The organism is Bacillus sp. FSL W7-1354 (assembly GCF_038002405.1).
In the GTDB taxonomy this organism is placed as follows: domain Bacteria; phylum Bacillota; class Bacilli; order Bacillales; family Bacillaceae; genus Bacillus; species Bacillus paralicheniformis.
This window is the reverse complement of sequence record NZ_JBBOCL010000001.1, coordinates 3,086,140-3,111,862: the sequence shown is the minus strand read 5'-3', so window position 1 is coordinate 3,111,862 and position 25,723 is coordinate 3,086,140. Positions and strand designations below refer to the sequence as shown.

Here is a 25,723-nt window from a genome sequence, read left to right as displayed (position 1 = left end):
TGCTTTATCGCAATACGGATAAAGCGGCAGCTGTTTTTCTTGCGAATGTTAACGGCGGTTCTACAGATTGAAAATGAATATATAAAATATTCGGTTTTGTAAAAATCCAATGATTGTGGAGAGCGCTGATGATGATGCCTTGATCGACAAGCTTTTTTGTAAACAACGGAATTTCTTCAGGCAAAATGGCAACTTCGGCCATATTCAAGGCGATTCCGTTTTGATCGAGCGACTCGAACATGACTTCTTCCATGCCGACTCCACGGCTTGGCCTTCCTTGAATCGTGACGCGCAAATTCCGTTTGATGCTGACAGAACAGACACCGTGTTCAATGTGCGGCTCCCCATTTAAAATATGTCCAAACTGCTGGCAAAGCGAATGAAAACTTTGCATCTGCTGAACCTCCATTTTTAAAGTTACCACGATTTTATGAAGGGAACCCGCATATTTAGAATCCTTTAAAAATGGACAATCTTTTTATTTGATGATTTCTTCACCGCCCGGCTTGTTTGCATAGTGGTACATGAAGCCCATCATAAACGCGCCTCCGATCAGGTTCCCGAGGGTTACCGGAATCAAGTTATGGATTGCGCCTGCAATCGAAATCGTATCCGGATGCTCGGTGACCAGAGAGACGGCAAAAGTGGCCATGTTCGCGATGCTGTGTTCATAACCGGAAATAAAGAAAGTAAAAACAAACAGCATCATAGAGAACATTTTCGCTCCGTCTCCTTTTTGCGCCATCGGAACAAAGAACGCAAGGCAGACTAGCCAGTTACACAAAATCGCTTTGAAAAACAATTCGGTCACCGGCGTATTCATTTTATGTTCCGCCACGCTAAGTATAAAGCCGGTGGAAGAAGGATCCTTAAATAAACCGGTCGCAAAGATGAGGCCTGCGAAAAACACGGCGCCCATTAAATTTCCTGCATAGCTGAACATCCACAGCTTGATAACAGCGGGCCAACGCATTTTTTTACGAAGCGCAGCCAATGTATAATAAAATGTATTTCCCGTAAATAAATCTCCTCCGCCATAGACGATCAGAATGATGGCGCCCCCGAATGTGATTGCTGCAATTGGATATGTGAACGGAGAATGTTCAACATAAAATAGATTCCCCGTTTTAAACGCTACAATGACTCCGAACCCGATAAACATACTGGCCAGCATAGCTCGTAAAAGATAACGAAGCGGGCTTTGCATAAAGATGCTTTGCTTTTTTAAGGCAAGCTCTTCGACTAGAACAAGTGATTTTGATTCCATGTTTTCCACCACCATCAAGTGTTTACGTAAGAAGTATCTATCATAAATACAAACTAAGTATAGCAGGATATTGTGAAACATTTCACAAATTTTGTGTATTTTGTTTGAACAAATGTATGGTTCGATTTTCATAGAATAAACAGGGTATCGTTATTGTTTATTTTTAAGTAATAAATATTCCATCCATTCGTAAAAGCCTGAGGGAGCGATGTTTCAAAAATAGCTCGACAGGGAGGGATACGGCAGCAAGCAGGTAAATGCGCAGTGTAATCAGCAGGTGCTGCATGAAGGCATAGATGAAGGACGTGCGCAAAAGGCTGAGGGAAGATTTCACAGATTGGACAAAATAGCAGGACTTTCCGTCAGGCGTTTTCAAGCTGAAGGAAAGCGCCGAATTTGTTTGATTGCATATAACGGTATTCTTTTGATCCGCAAGGCTTTGCGCAGAGAATCGCAACCGTTGAATGACAAAATACTCCGCGGGAATGAGGGGCATTTTTCTCATGCTGATTTAGTTCTTGTTAACCACAGTGTCACAAAATAGCTATAATTTCTTCGGATAATTGTCACAATGACATCCATAAATTAGGGAATATGTACTTTATTTAAGAAGGGATTCGCGGTAAAGTACAGGTATAAATAACCATCCGGATAATATCGGAACATCAATGTGGGCCAAGGTCACCCTTTTGTCTGTGATCATATTCATAAGATTCATGTGAAACTTTGAGCAAGGGTGATGCCCATTCGGCAACGGTCCGGCTAGAACAAAGAGGAGGAGACTGGAACAGTGGACGAACTCATTTTGGCAAGATTTCAATTTGCTTCAACAACGATCTTTCACTTTATTTTTGTACCGATGTCAATCGGGCTTGTCTTTATGGTTGCTTTAATGGAAACTCTATACGTCGTAAAGAAAAAAGACATTTACAGAACGATGGCTAAATTTTGGGGGCACTTATTTTTAATTAATTTTGCAGTCGGTGTGGTCACCGGGATTCTACAGGAATTTCAGTTCGGAATGAACTGGTCGGAGTACTCCCGCTTTGTCGGTGATGTATTCGGCGCTCCGCTCGCGGTGGAGGCGCTGCTTGCTTTCTTTATGGAATCGACGTTTATCGGTTTGTGGATATTTGGCTGGGATCGGCTTCCGAAGAAGATTCATTTGCTGTCCATCTGGCTTGTTTCGCTTGGAACGATCATGTCGGCGTTTTGGATTTTAGCGGCCAACTCGTTTATGCAGGAGCCTGTCGGATTCGCGATCAAAAACGGCCGCGCGGAAATGACCGATTTCTTTGCGATTATTAAAAACCCGCAGCTATGGGTTGAATTTCCGCACGTCATTTTCGGTGCGCTTGCCACCGGAGCGTTTTTCATTGCCGGTGTCAGCGCGTATAAAATGCTGAAAAAACAGGAATTGCTCTTTTTTAAAAAATCCTTTCAAATCGCGATGATTGTGGCGCTTGTTTCCGGCATCGGCGTAGCGTTCAGCGGACATGAGCAGGCCCAGCATCTGATGAAGAGCCAGCCGATGAAAATGGCTGCCAGCGAAGCGCTTTGGGATGACAGCGGTGATCCTGCAGCTTGGACGGTGCTTGCGAACATTGACGCGGACAAGCAGGAAAACAAATCAGAGCTCAGCATCCCGTATGCGCTCAGCTATTTGGCTTATAAACAATTCAGCGGCGATGTGCCCGGAATGAAGACGCTGCAAAAGCAATATGAAGAAAAATACGGAGAAGGAAATTATATTCCGCCGGTGAAAACGACGTTCTGGAGCTTCAGAATCATGGCCGGTTCAGGACTTTTAATGATCGTTGCCGCTTTGACTGGCCTCTATCTCAGCTTCCGTAAAAGACTTGAAACAAGCAAATGGTTTTTGCGGACGATGGTGGCTTTAATCGCCTTTCCATTCATTGCAAATACGGCGGGGTGGATCATGACTGAAATCGGACGCCAGCCGTGGACGGTGTTCGGTATTTTGACAACGGCGCAGTCCGTGTCGCCGAACGTATCAGCAGGAATGCTGCTGTTTTCCGTCATCGCGTTTACAGCAATTTATCTTGTACTGGCGCTCGTTCTTGTCTACTTGTTTGTGCGGGAGATTAAAAAAGGGGCTGCACACCATGACCACCATCATGATGATTCCGTATCGACAGACCCGTTTGATCAGGAGGTTTACCATGGTATCTCTTAATGAACTTTGGTTTATATTAGTCGCTGTGCTGTTCATCGGTTTTTTCTTTCTTGAAGGTTTTGATTTCGGCGTCGGAATGGCGACCCGGTTTCTCGGGCGCAACGAGCTTGAACGGAGGGTGATGATCAATACGATCGGCCCTTTCTGGGATGCCAATGAAGTCTGGCTGCTGACTGGGGGAGGCGCGATTTTCGCGGCTTTTCCAAACTGGTATGCCACGATGTTCAGCGGATATTACATTCCGTTTGTCTTTGTTCTTCTTGCATTGATCGGACGCGGAGTCGCGTTTGAATTTAGAGGGAAAGTCGAAACCGCAAAATGGAAGAAAACATGGGATTGGGTCGTATTTTTCGGCAGCATTCTGCCCCCGTTTTTGTTCGGTGTTTTATTTACCAGTATTTTGCGCGGTATGCCGATTGATGCCGATATGAATCTGCACGCCGGTTTTACTGACTATGTGAACGTCTATTCCGTAACAGGGGGAGTCACCGTTACACTTCTCTGCCTGCTGCACGGCCTGATCTTTATTACGTTGAGAACGGAAGCCGATTTGCGCGACCGGGCAAGACAGCTGGCTAAAAAAGTTGTATTCGCCGTTTTGGCGGCGCTTGTTGCCTTTGTTGCTTTATCCATTTTTGAAACGGACTTGTTCACGGGCAGGGGACATGTGACGATACCTCTTGCGGCTCTGATTGTCGTTTGTTATGTGCTGTCGATCGTATTTATGAAACAAAAACGCGACGGCTGGACATTTGCTATGACAGGGGCTGGGATCGCCCTCACAGTGGCGACGATTTTCACTGCGCTGTTCCCGCGCGTCATGATCAGCTCGGTCAAAAGCGCATATGATTTAACGGTTTATAATGCTTCATCAGGAGACTATTCTTTAAAAGTGATGACGATCGTCGCGCTGTCACTGCTTCCGTTCGTGCTGGGCTATCAGATCTGGAGCTACTATGTTTTTCGAAAACGGGTCAGCAGTAAGGAGCCAATGATTTATTAATGGGAAAAGATCTTTTGCAATATAAAGGAATGAAGCGAATTCTTGCAGCACTCACCGTACTGACATGCATGCAGGGCGCAGCTATTATCATGCAGGCCGAATGGCTTGCTGAAGCGGTGACCCGCCTTTTTAACGGCGAGCGGGTCGGTTCGCTTGTTCCGCTGATCATCTTATTTACCGCCGCTTTTTTATTCCGCCATGCCGTGACCCTTGTCAGGCAAAGGCTGATTTTTGATTATGCCGCCAAGACAGGGGCCGACCTGCGGAAAAAGTTTTTGGAGAAGCTTTTCCAATCCGGCCCCAGACTGGCGAGAAAAGAAGGAACAGGTCACGTCGTCACACTCGCGATGGAAGGAATTGCGCAGTTTCGCCGCTATTTGGAGCTGTTTTTGCCAAAAATGATCAGCATGGCTGTTATACCGCCGGCGGTTGTCTGTTATGTCTTTTTTAAAGACACATCCTCCGCTGCAGTCTTAATGATTACGCTGCCGATTTTAATCGCATTTATGATCCTTCTCGGCTATGCGGCAAAGAGAAAAGCGGACAGCCAGTGGAAGACGTATGAGATGCTTTCAAATCATTTTACTGATTCCTTGCGCGGCCTGGAAACATTGAAAGTGCTGGGCATGAGCCGTTCACATACGAAGAATATTTTTCATGTGAGCGAACGGTACAGGAAAGCGACGATGGGCACGCTTAAAATTGCCTTTCTGTCTTCGTTTGCACTGGATTTTTTCACCATGCTGTCCGTTGCAACCGTAGCCGTTTTTCTCGGTCTCGGTCTTGTTGACGGCACTATCATACTGGAGCCGGCGCTAGCCATTCTGATTCTTGCGCCTGAGTTTTTTCTCCCTGTCCGGGAAGTCGGCAATGACTATCATGCTACGTTGAACGGACGGGAAGCCGGTAAAGCGATCAAGGCGATATTGGAGTCGCCCGGTTTCAAGGATGAGGCGCCTTTGGATCTTGAGCGATGGTCAGACGACGATCAAATCGAGTTCAAGGATGTAGAGGTGCGGCATGATGAGGAGGAAAACTTCTCTTTATCCGGCATTTCTCTATCGTTTAAAGGAAAGAAAAAAATCGGAATCATCGGAGAAAGCGGTGCCGGAAAATCTACGCTTATCGATGTGCTTGGCGGTTTCTTGGAAACGAAAAGCGGCGTGATCAAAGTCGGGGGAAAAGAGAGGACGCATTTGCAGACAGACAGCTGGCAAAATCAGCTCCTGTATATTCCGCAGCATCCCTATATCTTTCCGGATACGCTCGGAGCCAATATCCGTTTTTATCATCCCGGCGCTTCTGACGAAGAAGTTGAACAGGCAGCAAGAGCCGCCGGGCTGACGGAGCTGATTGATCAGCTTCCGTCCGGCTTAGAGGAGCGGATCGGTGAAGGCGGGAGGGCATTAAGCGGCGGACAGGCGCAGCGCACAGCCGTTGCCCGGGCTTTCCTAGGCAACCGTCCGATTCTCCTTTTAGATGAGCCGACCGCTCACTTGGATATCGAAACAGAATACGAATTGAAAAAAACGATGCTGAAATTGTTTGAAGACAAACTGGTTTTTATGGCAACTCATCGTCTTCACTGGATGCTTGATATGGATGAAATTATCGTGCTGAAGAATGGACAGGTGGCTGAAACCGGTACACATCAAGAATTGATTGAAAAGCGGGGCGTTTATTACGAGCTTGTGCAGGCGCAGTCGTTTGGAGGTGCATCATGAACAATGAAGACGGGTGGATTCTACCCTATATCAAGAAAAATATAAGGCTTTTGATCATTGTCGTGTTGCTTGGCGGATTGACGGCATGCTCGGCTGCAGCTCTCATGTTTACCTCCGGTTATTTAATATCCAAAGCGGCTACGCGTCCGGAAAATGTTTTGATGATTTATGTCCCGATCGTAGCGGTCCGCACCTTCGGGATTCTGCGCTCGGTGTCGCGCTATGTTGAGCGGTTGACCGGACACCATATCATCTTGAAAATTTTATCCGATATGCGCGTCAGGCTTTACAGGATGCTGGAACCTCAAGCTTTAAAATGGCGTGAACGCTTTCGGACGGGGGATATGCTCGGCATTTTGGCCGACGATGTTGAGCATTTGCAGGACATGTATTTGAGAACGGTATTTCCCGGGCTGTCGGCGCTTCTTTTATATGGCGTATTCATCACTGCTATTGGCTTTTTTTCATGGCCTTTTGCAGGGCTGATCGCGATCTATGCAGCGGTTTTCGTGTTTCTTGTTCCGCTTGTTTCCCTGCTTGTGACAAGGGCGAAAAATGTTGTGCTGAAAAGAGGACGAAGCCTCTTGTACCGTCAGCTGACAGACGCGGTCATGGGCGTGAGCGACTGGGTGTTCAGCGGCCGGCAAAATGACTTCGTCCATGCGTATGAAGCGGCCGAGCAGGAATGGCTGGCGATCGAAAAGAAACGGATGCGCTTCAGTCGTTGGAGGGACTTTGCCATGCAATGCCTGGCGGCAGGACTTGTTCTTCTGATGTTAATATGGGCGGGCGGACAAAGCGCGGAAGGCGCCCTGGCTCCTGTGTTTATTGCAGCGTTTGTCCTTGTTGTGTTTCCTTTGACAGAAGCTTTCTTTCCGCTTTCAGACGCAGCGGCGTCAATCCCTGAGTATCAGGATTCTTTAGAAAGAATGGACGGGCTTGAGCCGCCGAAAAGGGAAGAAATTGGAGGCGCTGTTCAGCAGGAACGGGCGGAGGCTGTAGGTTTGGACGATGTCACGCTTCGCTTTGAAGATGTTTGTTTTTCTTATGAAGAAGGCCATCCGGTGTTGGACGGTGTTTCATTTATATTAAAGCAGGGGGAAAAGACCGCTTTGCTCGGGCCGAGCGGCGCTGGTAAATCGACGATCTTGTCGTTAATACAAGGGGCGCTCGCTCCTTCTAAAGGAAACATTACATTGAACGGCATTTCTGCGCAGTCTCTTCAGGGAGAAATCTCACGCGCAGTCTCCGTTTTTAATCAGCAGCCGCATCTGTTTGATACGACGGTTTTGAATAATATCAGGCTCGGAAATCCTGACGCGAGCGATGAGGACGTGTATTGGGCGGCGCGCCAGGTGAAGCTTCACGATTATATTCAGTCTCTTCCCGAAGGATATCATACATCTGTTCAGGAAACGGGCATTCGTTTTTCAGGCGGAGAACGTCAGCGGATTGCATTGGCGCGGATTCTGCTGCAGAATGCGCCAATCGTTGTATTGGATGAACCGACTATAGGTCTTGATCCTAAAACAGAGAAAGAGCTTCTATCAACGATGTTTCAAGTGCTTGATGGAAAGACGGTTCTATGGATTACACACCATTTGGCAGGAGCCGAAGCGGCCGACCGGATTCTGTTTTTAGACAAAGGGAAGCTTGCAATGGCAGGGAGCCATCAGCAGCTTTTGGAAAACAATCCGCGCTATTCAAGACTTTATCGTCTGGATGCGCCTGTCGGCCGGCTTTCTTAGTAGAAAACCGCAAAAGACAGCTTCAAGCCGAGAAGCTGTCTTTTTTTATATGCCCGCTCATCAACTGCTTTTATTTTGCATGTTAAAGAGCGGTGAAGGGTATATTCAGTTAGTATTTAATTAAACGTTTGTTTAAACTTTGTATTGAAAGGTGTGATCCGGGATGTCTGCAGAACAATTGCCGATATGGACGAAAGACTGTGTGAAGGGCTCATTGCCGAAAAGGGGGAATGGAAGTCATAAAGGAACTTATGGAACCGGCCTTTTGCTCGCGGGAGGCGATGACATGCCGGGAGCGGCCCTCCTTGCAGGAATTGGGGCGATGCGGAGCGGTCTTGGAAAGCTTGTCATCGGAACGTGCGGAAGTGCCATTCCGTTGATCGTCCCCGTTCTCCCTGAAGCGACGTATTGGCGGGACGGCTTAGAAAAGGCGGCGTCCAGCGAGATTGCCGAATCTTACCGGGCGATTGCGATCGGGCCGGGGCTGCCGCCTTCGCAAATGACTGAGCAAGCGGTCCGGAATGTATTGACGAAAGACTGTCCGGTTGTCCTTGATGCGGGTGCTCTTTCAAAACGAACGTATCAAGAAAGGGAAGCACCGGTGATATTAACGCCGCATCCGGGGGAATTTTCGAAAATGACAGGCTTGTCCATTCAAGAAATTGAGACGAACCGGGCCGGTTATGCTCGAGATTATGCAGAGGAACACGGTGTTACTCTTGTATTGAAAGGCAATGAAACGATCATTGCTTTCCCGGATGGCAAGTGCTGGAGGAATGTAACGGGAAACGGGGCGCTGGCAAAGGGAGGAACCGGAGATACGTTAACCGGGATGCTTCTCGGAATGCTGTGCTGTCATGAGAATCCGAGAGAAGCGGTGTTGAATGCTGTCCACCTGCATGGCGCATGTGCGGACGCATGGACAAAGACCAGATCGGCCCATACGCTTCTCGCACATGAACTTTCCGATCTGCTGCCTACGGTTTGGAAAGCGTATGAGGATGGAAATGAGTGAAACGCTCGGAATGCCTCCGAACGTTTCACCTCAAAGTTTATGGATTGACTTTGCCAACTCCGGCATTTTGTTTGACGATTGATTTTACATTGTCGACATTGTCGAGTGAGTAGCTGTATGGCGGATTATAGGTTGTAGTAGAGGTAGTCGGCATGCTGCCCCTGGAGTTTACAAATTTGTTGTTGGATACATGCCAATAGCCTGGTGAACTGCTGTACCAAGAGACAATCGGATCTTTGGCGTTTTCAAAAAGGTTGTTCTCAATTTTGATACGTGCGCCCATTCTCGAATTAATTCCGCTGTCGATGATCTTATTGAAATAGTTGTTGTAAATGTGGCCCTCTCCGAAACGGAATGACGGCACACGCGAATTCAGATTTTCGAACCAGTTATGGTGGAATGTAATCGTCCGGTTGTAATTGTCGCTGTCCGATGAGCCCATCAGCATGGATTTCCAGCCATCGTGCACATAGTTCCAAGAGAATGTAATATATTCGGCGTCTCTTTTGACGTCAAATAATCCGTCATAGTAATCTTTGTCAACGTTCAGGCTGTGGTAAAGCTCGTTATGATCAACCCAAATGTTTTTAGAAGGGCCTTCAATGCCGATCGCGTCCTTATCGCCGGAAGCTACTTCGTGAATTTTTAAGTTGCGGATGATGATGTTGTTGGCTCGCCATACTTTAATGCCGATGCCTTTGAGTTCGCCTTTGGTCCCTGACCCGACAATCGATACGTTTGACACGTCTTTGACGTCAATCTTTGATGCGGATGTATTTGAGGTTGTAATGGTGCCGTTGACATAAATTTTTAATGGCGTATTTGCATTCTTATTTTTTAATGCCGCAATGAGCTGATCTCCCGTTGTTACGGTTACCGTCTGACCGCCTTCTCCGCCTGTTGTTCCGCCGTTTAGTGTCGCGAAGCCTTTTAAGCTGAAATCGGCAAGCGGATTTACTTTGCCCGAGCTTAACGAAGAAGCTGCTTCTGCCGAAACCGCCGCTGTCAAAGACCCGATAACCCCTAATAAAAAGATAAAGATGATGCTGATTAATTTCTTCACATTCATTCCTCCTATTCTTTTTTCATGCCGCCGCTATATAGGAAGCGCTTACAATTACGGCGGATGCCAAGTGATGGACACTGATGATCCCTCCCTTTTATTGGAATCAGAGAGAGCATAGCATACGTTTCTGAATAATCTGAATAATCATAATGTGAGTTGGATTTGCGCATAAGCTGGTGATTATGCCAAATGACACGAATCTGAGAATAAGCGCATTTAGTTGAAGGTCTTTCATCATAATGGTGCAAAAAAAAAGAATCTATGGAAATGAATAGCCATAGATTCTGCTTCTAAATCATGTTTTCTTCAGTTTTTCATTTTTCGGAGCGATTTACAGTCCCGCTTTCTCCTGTTCTGTGCTGTTGTATGTTCGCTCAACGACTGCGGCAAGCGTATCGATGAAGCGCGGATCGGTGTTCGGCATAGGCGGACGGTGATAGCTTGCGCCAAGCTCGTCCGTAACCGCTTTACACTCATAGTCGTTGTCATACAGCACTTCCAAGTGGTCAGAGACAAATCCGACCGGTGCGTAAATAAATGACCGGAAGCCTTCCTGATACAGTTCTTTTGTTAAGTCTTGGACATCCGGACCAAGCCACGGATCGGGTGTGTTGCCCTCACTTTGCCAGCCTACGGCGATCTGGTCAAACGACAGTTGTTCTCCGATTAGTTGGGCCGTTTTCTCGAGTTGATCCGGGTATGGATCTCCATGCTCCTTGATTTTTTCCGGCAGGCTGTGTGCTGAGCATACAAGAACCGCTTTTTTTCGTTCTTTTTCAGACATGCCGTTTAAAATGCTGCCGATTTCTTCAGACCAATAGCGAATAAAGCCTTCTTCCTGGTACCATTCGTCAATCGATGCGATCCGGGGGCCGCCGATTGCTGCTGCGGCCTGTTTGGCGCGCCGATTGTATACTTCGGTACTGAAGGTGGAATAGTGGGGAGCTAAGACGACGGAAACGGCCGCTTCAATTTGGTCTTTTTTCATTTGTTCAACCGCATTCTCGATAAACGGAGAGATGTGTTTTAAGCCGAGATACATCACGTATTCGACCTCATCTTGGCGCTCGTTCAACGTTTTTTCCAGCTCTTTTGCCTGAGCGAGCGTAATTTCCGCGAGCGGAGAGATTCCGCCGATATGCTTGTAGCGTTTTTTCAAGTCTTCAATCATATCATCGGACGGCCGTTTTCCATGACGGATATGCGTGTAATACGGAATGATATCTTCTTCCTGATAAGGGGTTCCGTATGCCATGACTAACAGGCCGACTTTTTTTCGGTTCATATGTCTTCACCTCTGCTGCTGTTCTTGGCATGTTGTACAGATTCCGTAAATCCCTAAATAATGCGAGTTCACTTTAAAGTTCGTCAATTGTGCTGCTGCATGCTCAACCTCTTTGAGGTGAGGATAGTCCAGATCAGCGATTTTTCCGCATGATTTACAGACAACATGATAGTGCTCTGATGTAAATAATTCATATTTGCTTTTTGCGTCTCCGTGGGACAGCTCTTTTAAAATGCCGAGCTTCACAAATAATTTCAAGTTGCTGTAGATTGTCGGGAGACTCATGTACGGCAATTCCCGGTGAATGTCTTCCGCCGATGGGTGGCCGCCTAGAGAAGCGATCGTTTTTAAAATCAGGACGCGCTGAGCCGTTATTCGTAAACCCCGCTTCTTTAAGAAAGGGACGAGCTGTTCGTCTTCCACACGTAACATCCCCTGTCGTTCTTTGATTAAGGTCAGGCACCCGCATGCTTAAGAAGACGGGTGCCTGTACCTGAGAAAATGAGAATATTCATTGAGAATGATTGAAATGATTTAGCCTTAAACTTCCTGCGGAACGGGCAAGCCCAATCCTTCGGCAACTCGTGTGCCGTATTCCGGATCTGCTTTATAGAAATGCTGAATTTGCCGAAGCTTGATTTCGTCTTTTGTCACCTGCTTCATCGAACCTACGATATTGCTGACAAGACGAGTCCGCTCTTCTTCGCTCAAGAGGCGGTAAAGATCGCCAGCCTGTGTGTAGTGGTCGTTATGGTCGTAAGAAGTGCTGTCCGCCGAACCTGACACCGGATAAGCCGTTGTTTTGTTTTCAGGAGATTCCTGAGGGCCTCCGAGGCTGTTCGGTTCATAGTAGACAGAGCCCCCGCCGTTTGAATCAAAGCGCATTTGTCCGTCTCTTTGATAATTATGGACGTCCGCTTTCGGACGGTTGATCGGCAGGCTGTTATGGTTTGCGCCGACGCGGTAGCGGTGCGCATCCGCATATGCGAACAGGCGTCCCTGGAGCATTTTGTCGGGAGACGGTTCAATGCCGGGCACCAATGTTCCAGGGGAGAATGTAGCTTGTTCAACCTCTGCGAAATAGTTTTCCGGATTGCGGTTTAGAACCATGCGGCCGACTTCAATCAGCGGATAATCTTTTTGCGACCATACTTTTGTAACATCGAACGGATCAAAACGGTACGTATCCGCATCCTCCAGCGGCATGATTTGAACGTACAGCTTCCATGCCGGGAAGTCTCCTTTTTCAATCGCCTCATACAAGTCCTGTGTATGATAATCGGGGTTTTCACCTGCAATCTTTGTCCCCACTTCTTCGGTCAGGTTTTTAATGCCTTGTTCTGTTTTGAAGTGGTATTTGATCCAGACGCCTTCTCCTTCGGCATTCACCCATTTGAATGTGTGGGAACCGAAACCGTGCATGTGCCGATAAGTGGCGGGAATGCCTCTGTCAGACATCAGGATGGTCACCTGGTGAAGGGACTCTGGAGACAATGACCAAAAATCCCATACGGCATCCGGGTTTTTCAAATGTGTGACCGGATGGCGCTTTTGTGTATGAATGAAATCAGGGAATTTAATCGCATCGCGAATAAAGAAAACAGGTGTGTTGTTTCCGACGAGATCATAGTTCCCTTCCTCTGTATAAAATTTAACAGCAAATCCGCGCGGGTCGCGGACGGAATCGGCTGAACCGTTTTCGCCTGCAACAGTGGAAAAACGGACGAATAACGGTGTGCGTTTTCCGACTTCTGATAAAAATTTGGCTTTTGTATATTTGGAAACGTCATTTGTGACTTCAAAGTAACCGTGCGCACCGGCGCCTTTTGCATGCACAACTCGTTCAGGCACACGCTCTCTGTTGAAGTGGGCGAGCTTTTCGAGCAAGTGGACGTCCTGAATCAGCGTCGGTCCGCGTGAACCAGCTGTCATTGAGTTTTGGTTGTCTCCAACGGGAGCGCCCCAGCTGGTTGTTAGGTTGTTTTTATTTGTCGTCATCAAAGGATCACCTCGCGTAAATTTTAATTACAAAACAATGATAACATTTCTCAAGAAAAAAACAATATTTATTTATAATAATTATAAAGAAAAATTCATTATCGTTGATTAAATATATTAAAACTGAATAACTCCCTTCATTTGGGATAAGTTATTATTAATTCCAAATAAAGGAGGTACGGAGATGGATCAGCATTCAAACGAGCAGAAATCTGACATGGAGACGGATGAGACGTTAACGAACCGGCAGGGCCACCCGATCACAAACAATCAGCATATCAGGACCGTGGGCAACCGGGGGCCTTCCACATTGGAGAACTATGATTTCTTGGAGAAGATCAGCCACTTTGACAGGGAGAGGGTTCCCGAACGGGTCGTCCATGCAAGGGGGGCCGGAGCGCACGGCTATTTTGAAGCTTATGGAACAGCAGGCGATGAGCCGGTCTCAAAATATACGAGAGCAAAACTGTTTCAGGAAAAAGGGAAGAGAACCCCGGTGTTTGTCCGTTTTTCGACGGTGACCCACGGGATATCTTCACCGGAAACGCTTCGCGATCCCCGCGGATTTGCCGTTAAGTTTTACACGGAGGACGGGAACTGGGATCTAGTCGGAAACAACTTGAAGATCTTCTTTATCCGCGATGCGGTGAAGTTTCCTGATTTAATCCATGCATTTAAGCCGGACCCGGTTACGAATTTGCAGGATGGCGAAAGAATCTTTGACTTCATTTCCAACACGCCTGAAGCCATGCACATGATCACATTTTTGTTTTCTCCTTGGGGCATTCCGGCAAACTACCGGCAGATGCAGGGGTCCGGTGTCAACACGTACAAATGGGTAAACCAAGAAGGAGAAGCCGTCCTTGTGAAGTATCACTGGGAACCGAAGCAGGGCATAAAAAACTTGACGCAAAAAGAGGCGGAAGAAATTCAGGCGAAGAACTTCAATCACGCCACACAGGATTTATACGAAGCGATTGAGCGGGGAGACTATCCCGAGTGGGAGTTGTTCGTTCAAATCATGAGCGATGATGAGCATCCTGAACTTAATTTTGATCCGCTTGACGATACGAAGCTATGGCCTGAGGAGCAATTTCCTTGGCTTCCTGTCGGCAAAATGGTATTAAACAAAAATCCCGAAGACTACTTTACAGAAGTCGAGCAAGCGGCATTTGGAACAGGGGTTCTTGTCGACGGACTTGATTTTTCCGATGACAAAATGCTTCAGGGACGTACGTTTTCCTACTCTGATACACAGCGATACAGGGTAGGGGCCAACTATCTGCAGCTGCCGATCAATGCGCCGAAAAAAAGGGTGGCAACCAATCAGCGGGGCGGCCAGATGCAGTACAAGGTCGACTTAGGCAAAAATCAAAGCCCGCACATCAACTATGAACCTTCAACTATCAACGGGCTGAAAGAAGCGAAGCAGGACGGCAAAGAATATACCCCGCATGTCGAAGGAAATCTGGTGCGCGAAAGTATCGAAAGGCAGAATAATTTCAAGCAGGCCGGGGACACGTACAGGCATTTCGAAGACTGGGAAAAGGACGAGCTGATTACGAATCTGGTCAATACACTTGCCCCCTGCGATCAAAGAATTCAAACGAAAATGATCGAGATGCTCAAGCAATGCGACAAGGAATATGGCAGCAGGGTCGAAGAAGGATTAAAAAACGCTTCCAGCCAAAATACATCCAGCCGGGAGCCGATCGGGGCAGAAGGCGCCGAAGATGCGCCGAGACAGGCGGAAGAAAAAGGCCATAGTGAAGATCCTTATTAAAGGATCTTCATTATCTATTCAAACTGATATTAAGATATGGATGCGCTTCAGCGTATCCTTTTTATTTTGGAATAATGGAGACAATCGGTTCAGCAGTGGAGGAAAAAGAAGAATACAGAAAGAGACTTAGGGTGTTCGCTCCAATTTGTCGAGAAAATAACGAGCAAAAGAAGCTTATCCCCGCTTACTCCCTTTAACCAATATTTCCCTATATTCAACAAATGTACAAATCCACAACAAAGAAGCAAACGGAAAATATGGTAAAATTAAACATGTATAAAGAGTTGAAAAAAAGGAGGAGTTTTCATGTTGAAAAAGTTGGTAGCGGTCGTTTTCATGTTGGGAATCATGCTTTGCGGTGCTGGCGGAACGTCTATTTTGGCATACGGAAAGTCAATTTCTCAGGAATCGATTCATCCCTACAGCACGGCCTATACAGATGTCAAGGTGGTTGGCAAAACAGTCCGCTTTTATATTAAAGGATTGGAGAGTCCGTTTAATCAGACTTATTATGAAAGAGTCGCATGGACAAGCACTGATGAGGAGCCTGATACATTAAAGGACAACATTTTATCTGTGAAAATACCGGCAAAAACGGGAAGCAGGTATGAGGCAAACTCAAGCGAAAGGCTTGAGCTGATCAGAGAAAAGGTCAATTCAGGTGATATGGTTTACGGATGGGCAAAAGCGCAGAATGGCAATTGGTATCCTGCCGGCTCTGCTAAAATATCTTATTGAGCAAGGCAAAAAGCAGGCATCATCCCCGCCTGCTTTTTGTACGTATCGAAAACTGCTTTGAAACGAGCATCACTCCTGCCCCTGCTAATGACAAAGCCCCGGCAAACCAAAAAACCTCCCGCAGCCCGAACAGTTCAGCCGTTTTTCCCGCCACAACCGGTCCGAGAAAAAAACCGAGCGCATAAAAAGATTGATAGAAACCCATCACAGACATTTTGAGCTGAGGCGTACCAAGCTGGACGACTTTGCTGACCAAAAGCGGAAAAATAAACCCCAATGTCAGTCCTGTCACGGCGTGGATCACACACACTGCGAAAAGGTTCTCGGCAAACGGCAGCAAGGAAAAGAAAACAGCCGTTATCACATAAGATATCCATATCAGTGCATCGGCGGCCTTTACTTTGTAAAAGATACACCACACGGAAGCCAGCGTTTGCGGAACAAAAAAAGCGCACATAATCCAAATCAGCTGCTTCTCATCAATGCCGACCGATTCCGCGTAAATCGGTGTGAACCCGAACACGGTCATAAATAGCACGGCATGGGCTAAAAACGATAATGTTGTAATCGCTTTTAAATCAGGAAGACGCAACGTCTGTTTAACATAGTCTGACAAAGCCATCTCCTTGGCCGTATGGCGGGGACCGTTATCTTTAATGTAAAATGACAGAATCAGCCCGATGCACGAAACGGCAACACCGATCCAAAACGGAAACATCCAGCCGAACAAATGGACGAGGTATCCGCTGACAGCCATGCTGACAAATTGGGGGAGAACCGTTAAAAACTGCAGGATGCCCATCGCTTTTGACGATTGATCTTTTGTGAAATACTGCGAGTATAAAACGGTTGCCATCACCCACATCGCCGCAGTCATACCGGCGAGCAGCCTGGCCGTGATCACCATGATGAACGAATCGGACAACAGAAATATGCAACAGCTCAACAGAGACATTGCAAAGCCGCTGATCAACAGCTGTTTTCTAAGCGGCGAAAGAACATCTGACAGGATGCCGAACGGAAACCGCAGTAATATCTGGGTGACGCCGTAGCTTCCGAGTATTATTCCTATCGCTGAATATGAAAATCCGATGTTGTCTAAATATAATCCGAAAACAGGGACATAGATGTATGTAGCAAACCAGAAACAAAAGACGGCACCCCAAAAGATGATATGATCTTTCCTTAAAATTTGTTTTTCTTCATAGACGATTTGTTTTTGCAGTTCCATCCCTTTTTACTCACACCCCTTTAAATTCCAGTACATCATAAACCCCGCTCGGAAAACAAGATGATTTTTTATCTTATTGAAATACAATTGAACGGTTTGCTTGCAGCCGTCGTCCTAGATACAGAGACAAAAAGAAAGGGGGTAGGCGTTTTAGTGGATCAAGCAGATGAAAAAGAACTGATCATACGGGCAAAAGACGGGGAAGATGAGGCTTTTACGATACTGTTTCAGCTTCACTATCCTTTTGTATATCAATATGTTCTGAAATTAACGCTGAACCCAGATCTCACAGAGGACTTGGTCCAGGAAACGATGCTGAAAGCGTATGTCAGCCTTCATCAGTTTCAAGGCAACGCGAAATTTTCAACATGGCTGATTTCAATTGCTTCCCGGCTGTTTATCGACCATCAGCGCCGGAAAAAACGCGAAAACCGCAAAACGCAAGCAGCAGGAGAGGAAGCCTTGCGAAAAATGAAATGGAAGTCTGCCCTTCACGGCCACGAATGGAGCGAATACTTGGAGCTTTTTGCTGCTCTTGAGCCAGAGTTCAGAATGCCAATCTTGTTAAGGCACTATTACGGGTTTACTTATTCTGAAGTGGCAAACATGCTGAAAATAAAAGAAGGTACCGTCAAATCGCGCGTGCATCATGGATTAAAGAAGATTCGAAAGGAGTGGGGACAGTGAACGACCGAGACGAAAAAGAAACGATTACACAGTTGAAACGCGAACTCGAAAGAATGGATGATACTTTTGTGCCGCCGGTTCCTCAAGTATTTGAACTGAATCAGCGTTTAGCGCGGTTTAAGCAAGAACGCAAGCGGGCGCTCAAAAAGGAATTGCTTTGTTTTATCGTCATGGCGCTGGTGATTTTATCGGCTTACTTGACGATTTCCGTTCAAGTGCCGGCTGTTTTTATCATGGTGCAGGGTGCGGCGCTTATATTTCTGCCGGCGCTCGCCCTATTAGAAAAAAGGCGGCGTGCGGCTGACGGGGAGGCTGATTAAATGAATCTTGATATGACTCAGGAAAAATTGATGCTGCTGCTTTACATTTCACCGCTTTTATTTGCGCAGAGTATCTTTCTATTTCTTAATGCGAAGAAAAAAGGAGCCAATGCGTGGTTTTGGGGCATATGGGGCTTGATCCAAACACCGATGCCTTTATTATTCTATTATTTATTTGTTGTAAGGCCGTTTCATAAGAAAAGGAGGCCGTCATCATGACTGAAACAGATATACCTTGGGCGCTGCTCGCTCCTTTCATTGTTCTGTATTTCATTTTAGCAGTGTCCGCATTGGTCAATTGTATCAAACAGGAGAAAACGAATGGCCCAAAGTGGATGTGGATTTTGATCATTTTCGGGATCAGTTTTGTCGGTCCCGTCTCTTACTTTATCATCGGTAAAAAAACATATGAGAGGAGGCGGGTGTGATGCTGTCCGTCAATGGTTTAACAAAAATGTATCAGCAGCACCAAGCTGTCCGAAATGTCAGCTTCGACCTTGAATATCAGCAATGCGTTGCCCTTCTCGGGCCGAACGGAGCGGGAAAAACGACGACATTGCAAATGCTTTCCGGTTTATTGGCGCCTACATCAGGAGGCATCCGCTTTTTGGGGAGGGAATCGATAAACAGGCTGGAAATCGGATATTTGCCTCAGCATCCTGCGTTTTTTTCATGGATGACAGCTTTGGAATATATGGTGTTTGCTGCAAGACTTTCTAAAATGAAACGTCGTGAAGCCCTGGAAAAGAGTCGAACCGCTTTGCGCTATGTCGGTCTGGAAAAGGAAGAAGACCGGAAAATCAGCGGTTTTTCAGGAGGAATGAAGCAAAGGCTCGGGCTTGCGCAGGCTTTGGTTCATGAGCCGAGCCTGTTGATTTTGGATGAACCTGTTTCTGCGCTCGATCCGGCGGGGCGGCGCGAAGTCCTTGATATGATGAAAGAATTAAAAAAGAAGATGACAATTCTATTTTCGACTCATGTGCTGCATGATGCCGAAGAGGTGTGCGATCAAGTGATCATGCTGAAAGAAGGGGCTGTCAAATGGTCCGGTCCGCTTCACAGATTGAAGAACCGGCATTTAAAGCCATCTTATATCCTGACAGCTGAAGAGAGCCTTGAAGGATGGCTGGAACACCTGCCTTATGTCAGCAAAGTCGTGTATCATAAGCCTTCACAAGCTGAATTTTATTTAACAGATCGGTCTGACAGCCGCCGGCTGTTAGCTGAATGCTTGAGCAGGCAAGTATCGATTGTTCGTTTTGAACAAAAAACGATGTCCTTGGAAGATATGTATTTGAAGGTGATGGGGCTATGAATTCATTTTTTATGTTATTTCAAAAAGAATGGACGGAAAGCTGGAGGGACGGAAAGCTGCTTTGGCTGCCAGTCATTTTGATCCTTCTGGGCTTGATTCAGCCGCTCACCCTGTATTATATGCCTCAGATTATCGATATGGCCGGGAATTTGCCTGAGGGAGCTGTGATCGACATACCAAAGCCGGGAAGTGAAGAGGTGATGGCGAGCACCTTGTCCCAGTTCGGCACGATTGGTACTGCAATTTTCGTTTTCAGTGTGATGGGCAGCATTGTCCACGAACGAAACCAAGGATCCCTTTCATTAGTGATGGCGAGACCTGTCAGCCCGCTGCAGTATATCGGCAGCAAGTGGCTTCAGCAGGTGCTGCTCGTATTGGTTTCGTTTGCTGTGAGCTACGGGTTAGCTTTTTATTATACAAACCTTCTATTCGGAAAGGTTGAATTTGACCGGTTCTTATTTAGCTTATTCGTGTACAGTATATGGATTGTATTTGTCATGTCGGTCACGATGTTTTTCGGTGCCCTGTTTCGTCATATCGGGGGGATTGCCGGCATGAGCATCAGTTCCATCGCCTTCGTTTCACTGGCGGGTTCCTTATTTCCCCGTTTTACCGAATGGATGCCTGATAAGGCGAAAAGCCAGGCTGACTATTTTATCATGCATGGTTCATGGGATAATGCTTTCGGCTGGATGGTGTTTTCGTCTTTGGGAATTGTGCTTCTTTTGTTCATGTGCACCGTTTTTGTTTTTAAAAGATATGAATCTTACTAATCAGCCGGGCTTGCCCGGTTTTTCTAATTGTTATCTTCATAGCTTAAGGTGTACAATACATTGAAAGGTTTCGAGGGCGTATTTCAAAATATAAAAAAGGAGTGATCCAATGGGTACGCTTAACAGCCAGGCAGATCTTGCGGCTCAGTCAAAAGCTAAGCCGAACAGGGTATGGATCGCTGTCATATTGGGTATTTTATCGGGAATCGGTCCGGTTGTGATCGATTTATATTTGCCCGGCCTTCCACAGATGGCATCTGATTTACATACGAATGCTTCCGTCGTTCAGCTCAGTTTAACATCGTGTTTACTGGGGCTGGCAATCGGCCAAATTGTCATCGGTCCTTTCAGCGATGTCCTTGGAAGAAGGCTCCCGCTGATCGTTTCGCTGTCCGTTTTTGCCGCGGCCTCATTTTTATGTGCTATGACATCCTCTGTATGGGTCTTGATTGCGATGCGCTTTATTCAAGGTGCAGCGGGTGCAGGCGGCATTGTCATATCACGCGCGATTGCCCGTGATCTATATTCTGGTACAGAATTGACAAAGTTCTTTTCGCTCTTGATGCTGGTTAACGGGATTGCGCCTATCATATCCCCGGTAGCGGGCGGCCAGCTGATGAAATGGACGACTTGGAACGGCGTATTTTTCATTATCGGCCTTTTTGGCTTGCTGATGATTTTGTCCGTTATATTCGGGGTGAAAGAGTCGCTGTCTCCGGAAAACCGCACGGCAGGCGGGTTTAAAGAGACGTTTGTATCATTTGGAAGGCTCTTCGGCCAGCGCACTTTTATGGGATACGCTTTGGCGCAAGGGCTGATCGTAGCGGGGATGTTCGGCTATATATCGGCCTCTCCGTTTGTTTTGCAGGACATTTACAAATTGTCGGCGCAAGCCTTTAGTTTTTGTTTCGCATTAAACGGCTTGGGCATCATTATCGCAGCCCAGATTACGGGCAGGCTTGCCGGTCGGTTCGGCGAAGCTTCCCTTTTGCGGAGCGGTTTGCTGCTGTCTTTTACCGCAAGCGTTGTTTTATTTGTTTCTGTCTTTTTCAAAGCACCGCTGATTCTGATTTTAATTCCGCTGTTTGTCGTGGTTTCCTGCATCGGAATCGTGACGACGACCAGCGGATCCTTAGCGATGCAGAGCCAGGGAAAATCGGCCGGAAGCGCATCTGCGCTTTTAGGACTGCTTCCGTTTATTTTAGGAGCTGCCGCGGCGCCGCTCGTCGGTATTGGCGGAAGCCATACAGCTTTACCGATGGCAGTCGTCATTCTGTTTTGCAATATCAGCGCGCTCGCTTGTTTTAACATGCTGGTTCGGCGGGCAGCGCTTAAATGAAAAAAGCCTGCCGGTTCTTTTGCCGGCAGGCTGAAATGTTTTAGCGTGGCAGGATATCAACTGTAGCTTCAGCGTGGTTGTAGTTTCGTCCAAACTTTTGCAGCTCCGCAGTGACTCTGTGGGTTCCTGCGTTTGGCAGCGTTTTCCGAACCATGACCAGTTTGAACGCAGAAGAGCTGAAAGCATAAACCGGCACTCTGACGGTTTGCCCGTCATTTAAAATTTGTGTATAGTTCAGTGTTCTGCCGTTCAGCGAATCTCTTGTGTTCGCATGGAAGCGGTATGGAAAGTTAAATTCAACATAGCTTGCACCGACAAAAGAGTTCGGTTTGTAAGTGACTTCAATGTCTGAGGTTGTCCACTCTTTGTTGCTGTCAACCGTTTCGACATGAAGCGTCGGAGCATTTCTGAAAAAAGTGGCGCTCGCTTCCTCCGTCGGAAGAATGAAAGAAAACAATGCTGCCGAAGTTAATAGCCCGACTCCCATTTTACCGATAAATTTACGTTTTAACATGTACTTCCCCCTCCTAATGAATGTTGTTAAAAAAGATGAAAAAGGAAAAAATAAGTTCATCATCTACTATATTCCTTTTCCTGCCCCATCAATCTATCACCGTTTACCATTCAAGTAAATATTTTTTGAGGAAAATTCTAAAAACTTTTAAAAAATGCATGATATGTAAAGGGAAATACAGCAGAACAGCTGCCGGCAAATTGATGCCGGCAGGCCGAACATTGATTTAACGAGGAACAATCTCCAAAGTTGTTTCAGCATGGTTGATGTTTTTTCCATTTTGTTGAAGTTCAGCAGTAATTCTGTGAGTCCCTGCATTTGGGAGCGTTTTCCGAACCATCACTAATTTGAACTCAGAAGAGCTTAAAGCATAGACGGGAACTCGGACCGTTTGTCCATCATTTAAAATTTGTGTATAGTCAAGTGTTTTTCCATTTAGTGTATCTCTTGTGCTTGCATGAAAACGGTATGGAAAATGAAATTCAACATAGCTTGAACCCACAAAAGTGTTTGGTTTATAAGTAATTTAGATGTCAGAAGTTGACCACTCTTTATTGCTGTTAATGGTTTTTGCCTCAAGCACAGGCTTCTGAGTCGGGTTATCCGGTTGCGGATAATCCGGCTGCGGTTTTTGAGGCGGCTGCGGCTTAGGCCACGGCTTGAATGGCGGCGGACAAAAGATCGGTCCTCTAAAATGATTTGTTTTCACCTCTTGGGCATTTGCCCCTTGGGTAGGAATGATAAATGAAAACAATGCTGCAGAAGCTAATAGAGCAACACTGATTTTGCGAATGAATTTTCGTTTAAGCATCGATAAGTTCCTCCTAAATGCAATGTTAAAGTTAAAAAATAGAGGACGTCCTATTATTTTCAAGAAAAGGTAGAAACGAGATCGCGATCAACTATATTCCTTTTCTTGTTTACTTAATCTATCACCATTTACCATCCAAGTAAATATTTTTAGATAAATTTCTAAAAAAAATTAGTATAAATTGATAGTTTTTTATCAATTTATAGCCTTTTTTATAAAAAGGAGTCGTATAAAGAACAAAATGGGCAAATATGTATGTTGGGTTGCGGTTCTTTGAGGGGCCTTTTAATATAAAACAAAAAGGAATGAGGGGGATGGATAATGAGAGACGTTCAGTGGTTTTTGGCCGGGGATTCAACGGTTTGCGATTATGATAGCGACAGGGCGCCGCGTGCAGGCTGGGGACAGAAAATTGGCGCGTTTTTAAGCGACGGTGTTTTGATCCGCAATGAAGCGGCATCAGGGAGAAGTTCAAAAAGCTTTATTGAAGAAGGCAGGCTGGAGCGAATCATGACACAGATCCAAAGCGGCGATTATTTGTTTGTCCAGTTTGGTCATAACGACCAAAAGCCGGATGATCGCTATACAGAGCCATATACGACTTACAAGCAGCACTTGCGCCGGTATATAGATGACGCCCGGTTAAAAAAAGCCAATCCGGTCCTCATTACACCGGTCCAGAGAAGATCATTTGAAAGCGACGGCCGGTTCAAAAATACCCACGGCGACTATCCTGATGCGATGATACAGCTTGCTGAAGAGCTTCGGGTGCCGCTCATCGATCTCGCCTCCAAAAGCCGTCAATTGCTTGAATCGCTGGGCCCGGAAGCTTCCAAAAAGCTGTTTTTATGGCTTGAACCGGGGGAACAACCCAACTATCCGGACGGAGCCAGGGACGACACCCATTTTTGCGATTTCGGTGCAAATGAAATGGCTAAGCTTGTTGCACAGGGAGCAAAAGAAACGGGAATTTCTTTATAAAACAGTCTACTTGAGAATAATTTTCAATTATTTTTCAAAATTTTTGCACTTCCGATGCCAAACTGTGATACGATCAATCTCGTAAAGATTCTCAAAAGGAGTGCACATCATCTTATGATACGCCGCTTTTTTTCATACTATAAACCTCATAAACGTCTGTTCTTCATCGATTTCAGCAGCGCGATCATCGTCGCAGTGCTTGAGCTGGCTTTTCCCCTAGTCGTTCAGTGGTTCATCGATACGCTGATTCCCGGGGGAGACTGGCTTGAAATTGTCTGGGTAAGCATCGGCCTCTTACTGATTTATTTGCTCAGCACGGGCCTGCAATACATTGTCAATTATCTCGGGCATAAGCTCGGCATCAATATTGAAACGGATATGCGCCAGGAGCTTTTCCAACATGTACAGCGCCAATCTTTCCGATACTTTGACAATACAAAAACTGGACATATCATCAGCCGCATCACAAATGATCTGTTTGATATCGGAGAGCTGGCCCATCACGGACCGGAGGATTTGTTCATCGCCGTGATGACCTTTTTCGGTGCATTTTGGATCATGCTGACGATTAATGTGAAGCTTGCCTTGGTTGCTGTTCTGTTTGTGCCGTTATTGATTATTTTAATCACTTATTCAAATATCAGGATGAACCGCGCTTGGCGCCAGATGTACAGCGAAATTGCCGATGTTAACGCCAGGGTTGAGGACAGCGTCTCAGGCGTTCGCGTCGTTCAATCTTTTACGAATGAACGCTTTGAGATTTCCCGGTTTTTAAAGAACAATCAAAAGTTCCGCAAGGCGAAGCTGAAAGGCTACAAAACGATGGCTTTCACGACTGCGGGGACCTTTTTGATGACGCGGCTGATGATTCTGGCAGTGCTTGTGTACGGAGCTTGGCTCAGTTTTTCCGGGAATATGTCCTACGGGGAATTCGTCGGGTTTGTTCTTTATGTCAACGTGTTGTTTAAGCCGATTGATAAAATCAGCGCCATTTTGGAGCTTTATCCGAAAGGAATGGCAGGATTTAAGCGGTTTACGGAGTTGATCGATACAAAGCCGCAGATTGTCGACCGCAAAGATGCGATTGATGTTCCGCTGTTGGAAGGAAACATCGTCTTCAAGAATGTGACGTTCGGCTATGAAAAACATAAACCTGTTCTGCAAGGCGTCGATCTGTCAATTACAGCCGGAGAAACGGTCGCTTTTGTCGGCCCTTCGGGAGCGGGCAAAACGACGATCAGCTCGCTGATTCCGCGTTTTTATGATATAGACGGCGGGTCTATCACAATTGACGGCATCGATATTCGCGACATGACAAAACGTTCTCTCCGTTCGCAAATCGGCATCGTCCAGCAGGATGTGTTTCTTTTTACGGGGACGCTCCGCGAAAACATCGCCTACGGAAAACTGGATGCGACAGATGAAGAGATTCAGCGGGCCGCCAAAATGGCGCATTTAGAACAGCTGATCGAGTCGCTCCCGGACGGTTATGAGACCCAAGTCGGCGAAAGAGGGCTGAAGCTGTCAGGGGGCCAAAAGCAAAGGATCGCAATCGCCAGGATGTTTCTTAAAAATCCGCCGATTCTCATATTGGACGAAGCCACATCAGCACTTGACACAGAGACGGAGCAGGTGATTCAAAACGCTTTGACAGAGCTCGCAAAAGACAGGACGACGCTTGTCATTGCTCACAGACTTGCTACGATCCGCAATGCCGACCGGATTGTGGTCGTGACAGAAAACGGAATCGCAGAAGAAGGAACACATGATGAACTGGTTGAGCGCGGCGGTATTTTTGCGAATCTTCATCGTGTACAGTATCAGTCGTAAATGTTTGAAACAGGCAAGCCCATGTTTGGGCTTGTTTTTTTAAGGGCAAAAGACCTTGAAAAGAGAGAGAACCGATGCTACACTTTCGTTATAAACTG

24 protein-coding genes and 1 pseudogene are annotated in these 25,723 nt (G+C 46.4%); 16 read left to right on the top strand and 9 right to left on the bottom strand.

Going from position 1 to position 25,723, the window contains the following annotated elements; all coding sequences use genetic code 11:
- Positions 1-4: 4 nt before the first annotated feature.
- Positions 5-394, bottom strand: a complete 390-nt coding sequence (locus MKZ04_RS15855) for a DUF1259 domain-containing protein (RefSeq protein ID WP_020453438.1) — start codon at positions 392-394, stop codon at positions 5-7.
- An 84-nt stretch (positions 395-478) separates the two neighbouring features.
- The gene (locus MKZ04_RS15850; protein WP_020453437.1) at positions 479-1,267 is read right to left on the bottom strand and encodes a formate/nitrite transporter family protein; all 789 of its coding nucleotides are present in this window, start codon (positions 1,265-1,267) and stop codon (positions 479-481) included.
- Positions 1,268-2,057: 790 nt separating this feature from the next.
- Here MKZ04_RS15850 and MKZ04_RS15845 point away from each other — a divergent pair.
- The 5 genes from MKZ04_RS15845 (at position 2,058) to MKZ04_RS15825 (ending at position 8,954) form a co-directional block, all read left to right on the top strand.
- Entirely contained in the window at positions 2,058-3,464 is a 1,407-nt protein-coding gene (locus MKZ04_RS15845) for a cytochrome ubiquinol oxidase subunit I (RefSeq protein WP_020453436.1), read from the top strand.
- A complete protein-coding gene (gene cydB, locus MKZ04_RS15840) occupies positions 3,451-4,467 on the top strand; it encodes a cytochrome d ubiquinol oxidase subunit II (RefSeq protein ID WP_020453435.1) in 1,017 nt (338 codons plus the stop codon). The genes MKZ04_RS15845 and cydB overlap by 14 nt, the downstream gene beginning before the upstream one ends.
- Positions 4,467-6,191, top strand: a complete 1,725-nt coding sequence (gene cydD, locus MKZ04_RS15835; protein WP_103749433.1) for a thiol reductant ABC exporter subunit CydD — start codon at positions 4,467-4,469, stop codon at positions 6,189-6,191. Before cydB ends, cydD begins: the two co-directional genes overlap by 1 nt.
- Complete coding sequence (gene cydC, locus MKZ04_RS15830) at positions 6,188-7,939, top strand: thiol reductant ABC exporter subunit CydC (protein ID WP_039073067.1); 1,752 nt, start codon at positions 6,188-6,190, stop codon at positions 7,937-7,939. The genes cydD and cydC overlap by 4 nt, the downstream gene beginning before the upstream one ends.
- A 163-nt stretch (positions 7,940-8,102) precedes the next feature.
- On the top strand, positions 8,103-8,954 hold the full coding sequence (locus MKZ04_RS15825) for an NAD(P)H-hydrate dehydratase (protein ID WP_149169729.1): 852 nt from the start codon (positions 8,103-8,105) through the stop codon (positions 8,952-8,954).
- A 37-nt stretch (positions 8,955-8,991) separates the two neighbouring features.
- Here the strand turns inward: MKZ04_RS15825 and MKZ04_RS15820 are convergent, their stop codons facing one another.
- The 4 genes from MKZ04_RS15820 to katA form a co-directional block, all read right to left on the bottom strand.
- The gene (locus tag MKZ04_RS15820) at positions 8,992-10,017 is read right to left on the bottom strand and encodes a pectate lyase family protein (protein WP_341046307.1); all 1,026 of its coding nucleotides are present in this window, start codon (positions 10,015-10,017) and stop codon (positions 8,992-8,994) included.
- A 334-nt stretch (positions 10,018-10,351) separates the two neighbouring features.
- The gene (hemH, locus tag MKZ04_RS15815) at positions 10,352-11,305 is read right to left on the bottom strand and encodes a ferrochelatase (RefSeq protein WP_341046305.1); all 954 of its coding nucleotides are present in this window, start codon (positions 11,303-11,305) and stop codon (positions 10,352-10,354) included.
- Positions 11,306-11,311: 6 nt separating this feature from the next.
- Positions 11,312-11,728 carry a Fur family transcriptional regulator gene (locus MKZ04_RS15810; RefSeq protein ID WP_020453429.1) on the bottom strand — a complete coding sequence of 139 codons (417 nt, stop codon included), beginning with the start codon at positions 11,726-11,728 and terminating at the stop codon, positions 11,312-11,314.
- 117 nt (positions 11,729-11,845) lie between these two features.
- Positions 11,846-13,303 (bottom strand): catalase KatA, encoded by a 1,458-nt coding sequence (gene katA / locus MKZ04_RS15805; protein ID WP_341046302.1) that lies wholly within the window; start codon positions 13,301-13,303, stop codon positions 11,846-11,848.
- Between the two features lie 184 nt (positions 13,304-13,487).
- Here katA and MKZ04_RS15800 point away from each other — a divergent pair, with 184 nt between their 5' ends.
- Positions 13,488-15,086, top strand: coding sequence for a catalase (locus MKZ04_RS15800; protein ID WP_149169732.1), 1,599 nt, complete (start codon positions 13,488-13,490; stop codon positions 15,084-15,086).
- Between the two features lie 306 nt (positions 15,087-15,392).
- On the top strand, positions 15,393-15,824 hold the full coding sequence (locus MKZ04_RS15795; RefSeq protein WP_326250654.1) for an enoyl-CoA hydratase: 432 nt from the start codon (positions 15,393-15,395) through the stop codon (positions 15,822-15,824).
- A gap of 19 nt (positions 15,825-15,843) precedes the next feature.
- On the opposite strand, the gene MKZ04_RS15790 is transcribed toward MKZ04_RS15795, so the two are convergent.
- A complete protein-coding gene (locus MKZ04_RS15790) occupies positions 15,844-17,055 on the bottom strand; it encodes an MFS transporter (protein WP_341046299.1) in 1,212 nt (403 codons plus the stop codon).
- A 153-nt stretch (positions 17,056-17,208) separates the two neighbouring features.
- On the opposite strand from MKZ04_RS15790, the gene sigY reads away from it, so the two are divergent.
- From sigY to MKZ04_RS15755, 7 genes are all read left to right on the top strand, one after another.
- On the top strand, positions 17,209-17,742 hold the full coding sequence (gene sigY / locus MKZ04_RS15785) for an RNA polymerase sigma factor SigY (protein ID WP_341046298.1): 534 nt from the start codon (positions 17,209-17,211) through the stop codon (positions 17,740-17,742).
- Positions 17,739-18,062, top strand: coding sequence for a YxlC family protein (locus tag MKZ04_RS15780; RefSeq protein WP_020453422.1), 324 nt, complete (start codon positions 17,739-17,741; stop codon positions 18,060-18,062). Before sigY ends, MKZ04_RS15780 begins: the two co-directional genes overlap by 4 nt.
- Positions 18,063-18,281 carry a hypothetical protein gene (locus tag MKZ04_RS15775; protein ID WP_020453421.1) on the top strand — a complete coding sequence of 73 codons (219 nt, stop codon included), beginning with the start codon at positions 18,063-18,065 and terminating at the stop codon, positions 18,279-18,281.
- The gene (locus MKZ04_RS15770) at positions 18,278-18,490 is read left to right on the top strand and encodes a PLD nuclease N-terminal domain-containing protein (protein ID WP_020453420.1); all 213 of its coding nucleotides are present in this window, start codon (positions 18,278-18,280) and stop codon (positions 18,488-18,490) included. The genes MKZ04_RS15775 and MKZ04_RS15770 overlap by 4 nt, the downstream gene beginning before the upstream one ends.
- Positions 18,490-19,377, top strand: a complete 888-nt coding sequence (locus tag MKZ04_RS15765) for an ABC transporter ATP-binding protein (protein ID WP_020453419.1) — start codon at positions 18,490-18,492, stop codon at positions 19,375-19,377. The genes MKZ04_RS15770 and MKZ04_RS15765 overlap by 1 nt, the downstream gene beginning before the upstream one ends.
- Positions 19,374-20,150: an ABC transporter permease gene (locus tag MKZ04_RS15760; protein ID WP_020453418.1), complete on the top strand. Its 777-nt coding sequence runs from the start codon at positions 19,374-19,376 to the stop codon at positions 20,148-20,150. Before MKZ04_RS15765 ends, MKZ04_RS15760 begins: the two co-directional genes overlap by 4 nt.
- 109 nt (positions 20,151-20,259) lie before the next feature.
- Complete coding sequence (locus MKZ04_RS15755) at positions 20,260-21,489, top strand: multidrug effflux MFS transporter (protein WP_020453417.1); 1,230 nt, start codon at positions 20,260-20,262, stop codon at positions 21,487-21,489.
- Positions 21,490-21,529: 40 nt separating this feature from the next.
- On the opposite strand, the gene bslB (MKZ04_RS15750) is transcribed toward MKZ04_RS15755, so the two are convergent.
- Both bslB (MKZ04_RS15750) and bslB (MKZ04_RS15745) read right to left on the bottom strand, forming a co-directional pair.
- Complete coding sequence (bslB, locus tag MKZ04_RS15750; RefSeq protein ID WP_023856950.1) at positions 21,530-22,003, bottom strand: biofilm surface layer hydrophobin BslB; 474 nt, start codon at positions 22,001-22,003, stop codon at positions 21,530-21,532.
- Positions 22,004-22,229: 226 nt separating this feature from the next.
- Positions 22,230-22,814 (bottom strand): annotated as a pseudogene (gene bslB / locus MKZ04_RS15745) (biofilm surface layer hydrophobin BslB).
- 318 nt (positions 22,815-23,132) lie between these two features.
- Between bslB (MKZ04_RS15745) and MKZ04_RS15740 the strand changes: the two are divergent.
- Together MKZ04_RS15740 and MKZ04_RS15735 are read left to right on the top strand one after the other, a co-directional pair.
- Positions 23,133-23,795, top strand: a complete 663-nt coding sequence (locus tag MKZ04_RS15740; RefSeq protein WP_341047167.1) for a rhamnogalacturonan acetylesterase — start codon at positions 23,133-23,135, stop codon at positions 23,793-23,795.
- A gap of 114 nt (positions 23,796-23,909) precedes the next feature.
- Complete coding sequence (locus MKZ04_RS15735; protein ID WP_026580303.1) at positions 23,910-25,625, top strand: ABC transporter ATP-binding protein; 1,716 nt, start codon at positions 23,910-23,912, stop codon at positions 25,623-25,625.
- The last annotated feature ends 98 nt before the right edge of the window (positions 25,626-25,723 follow it).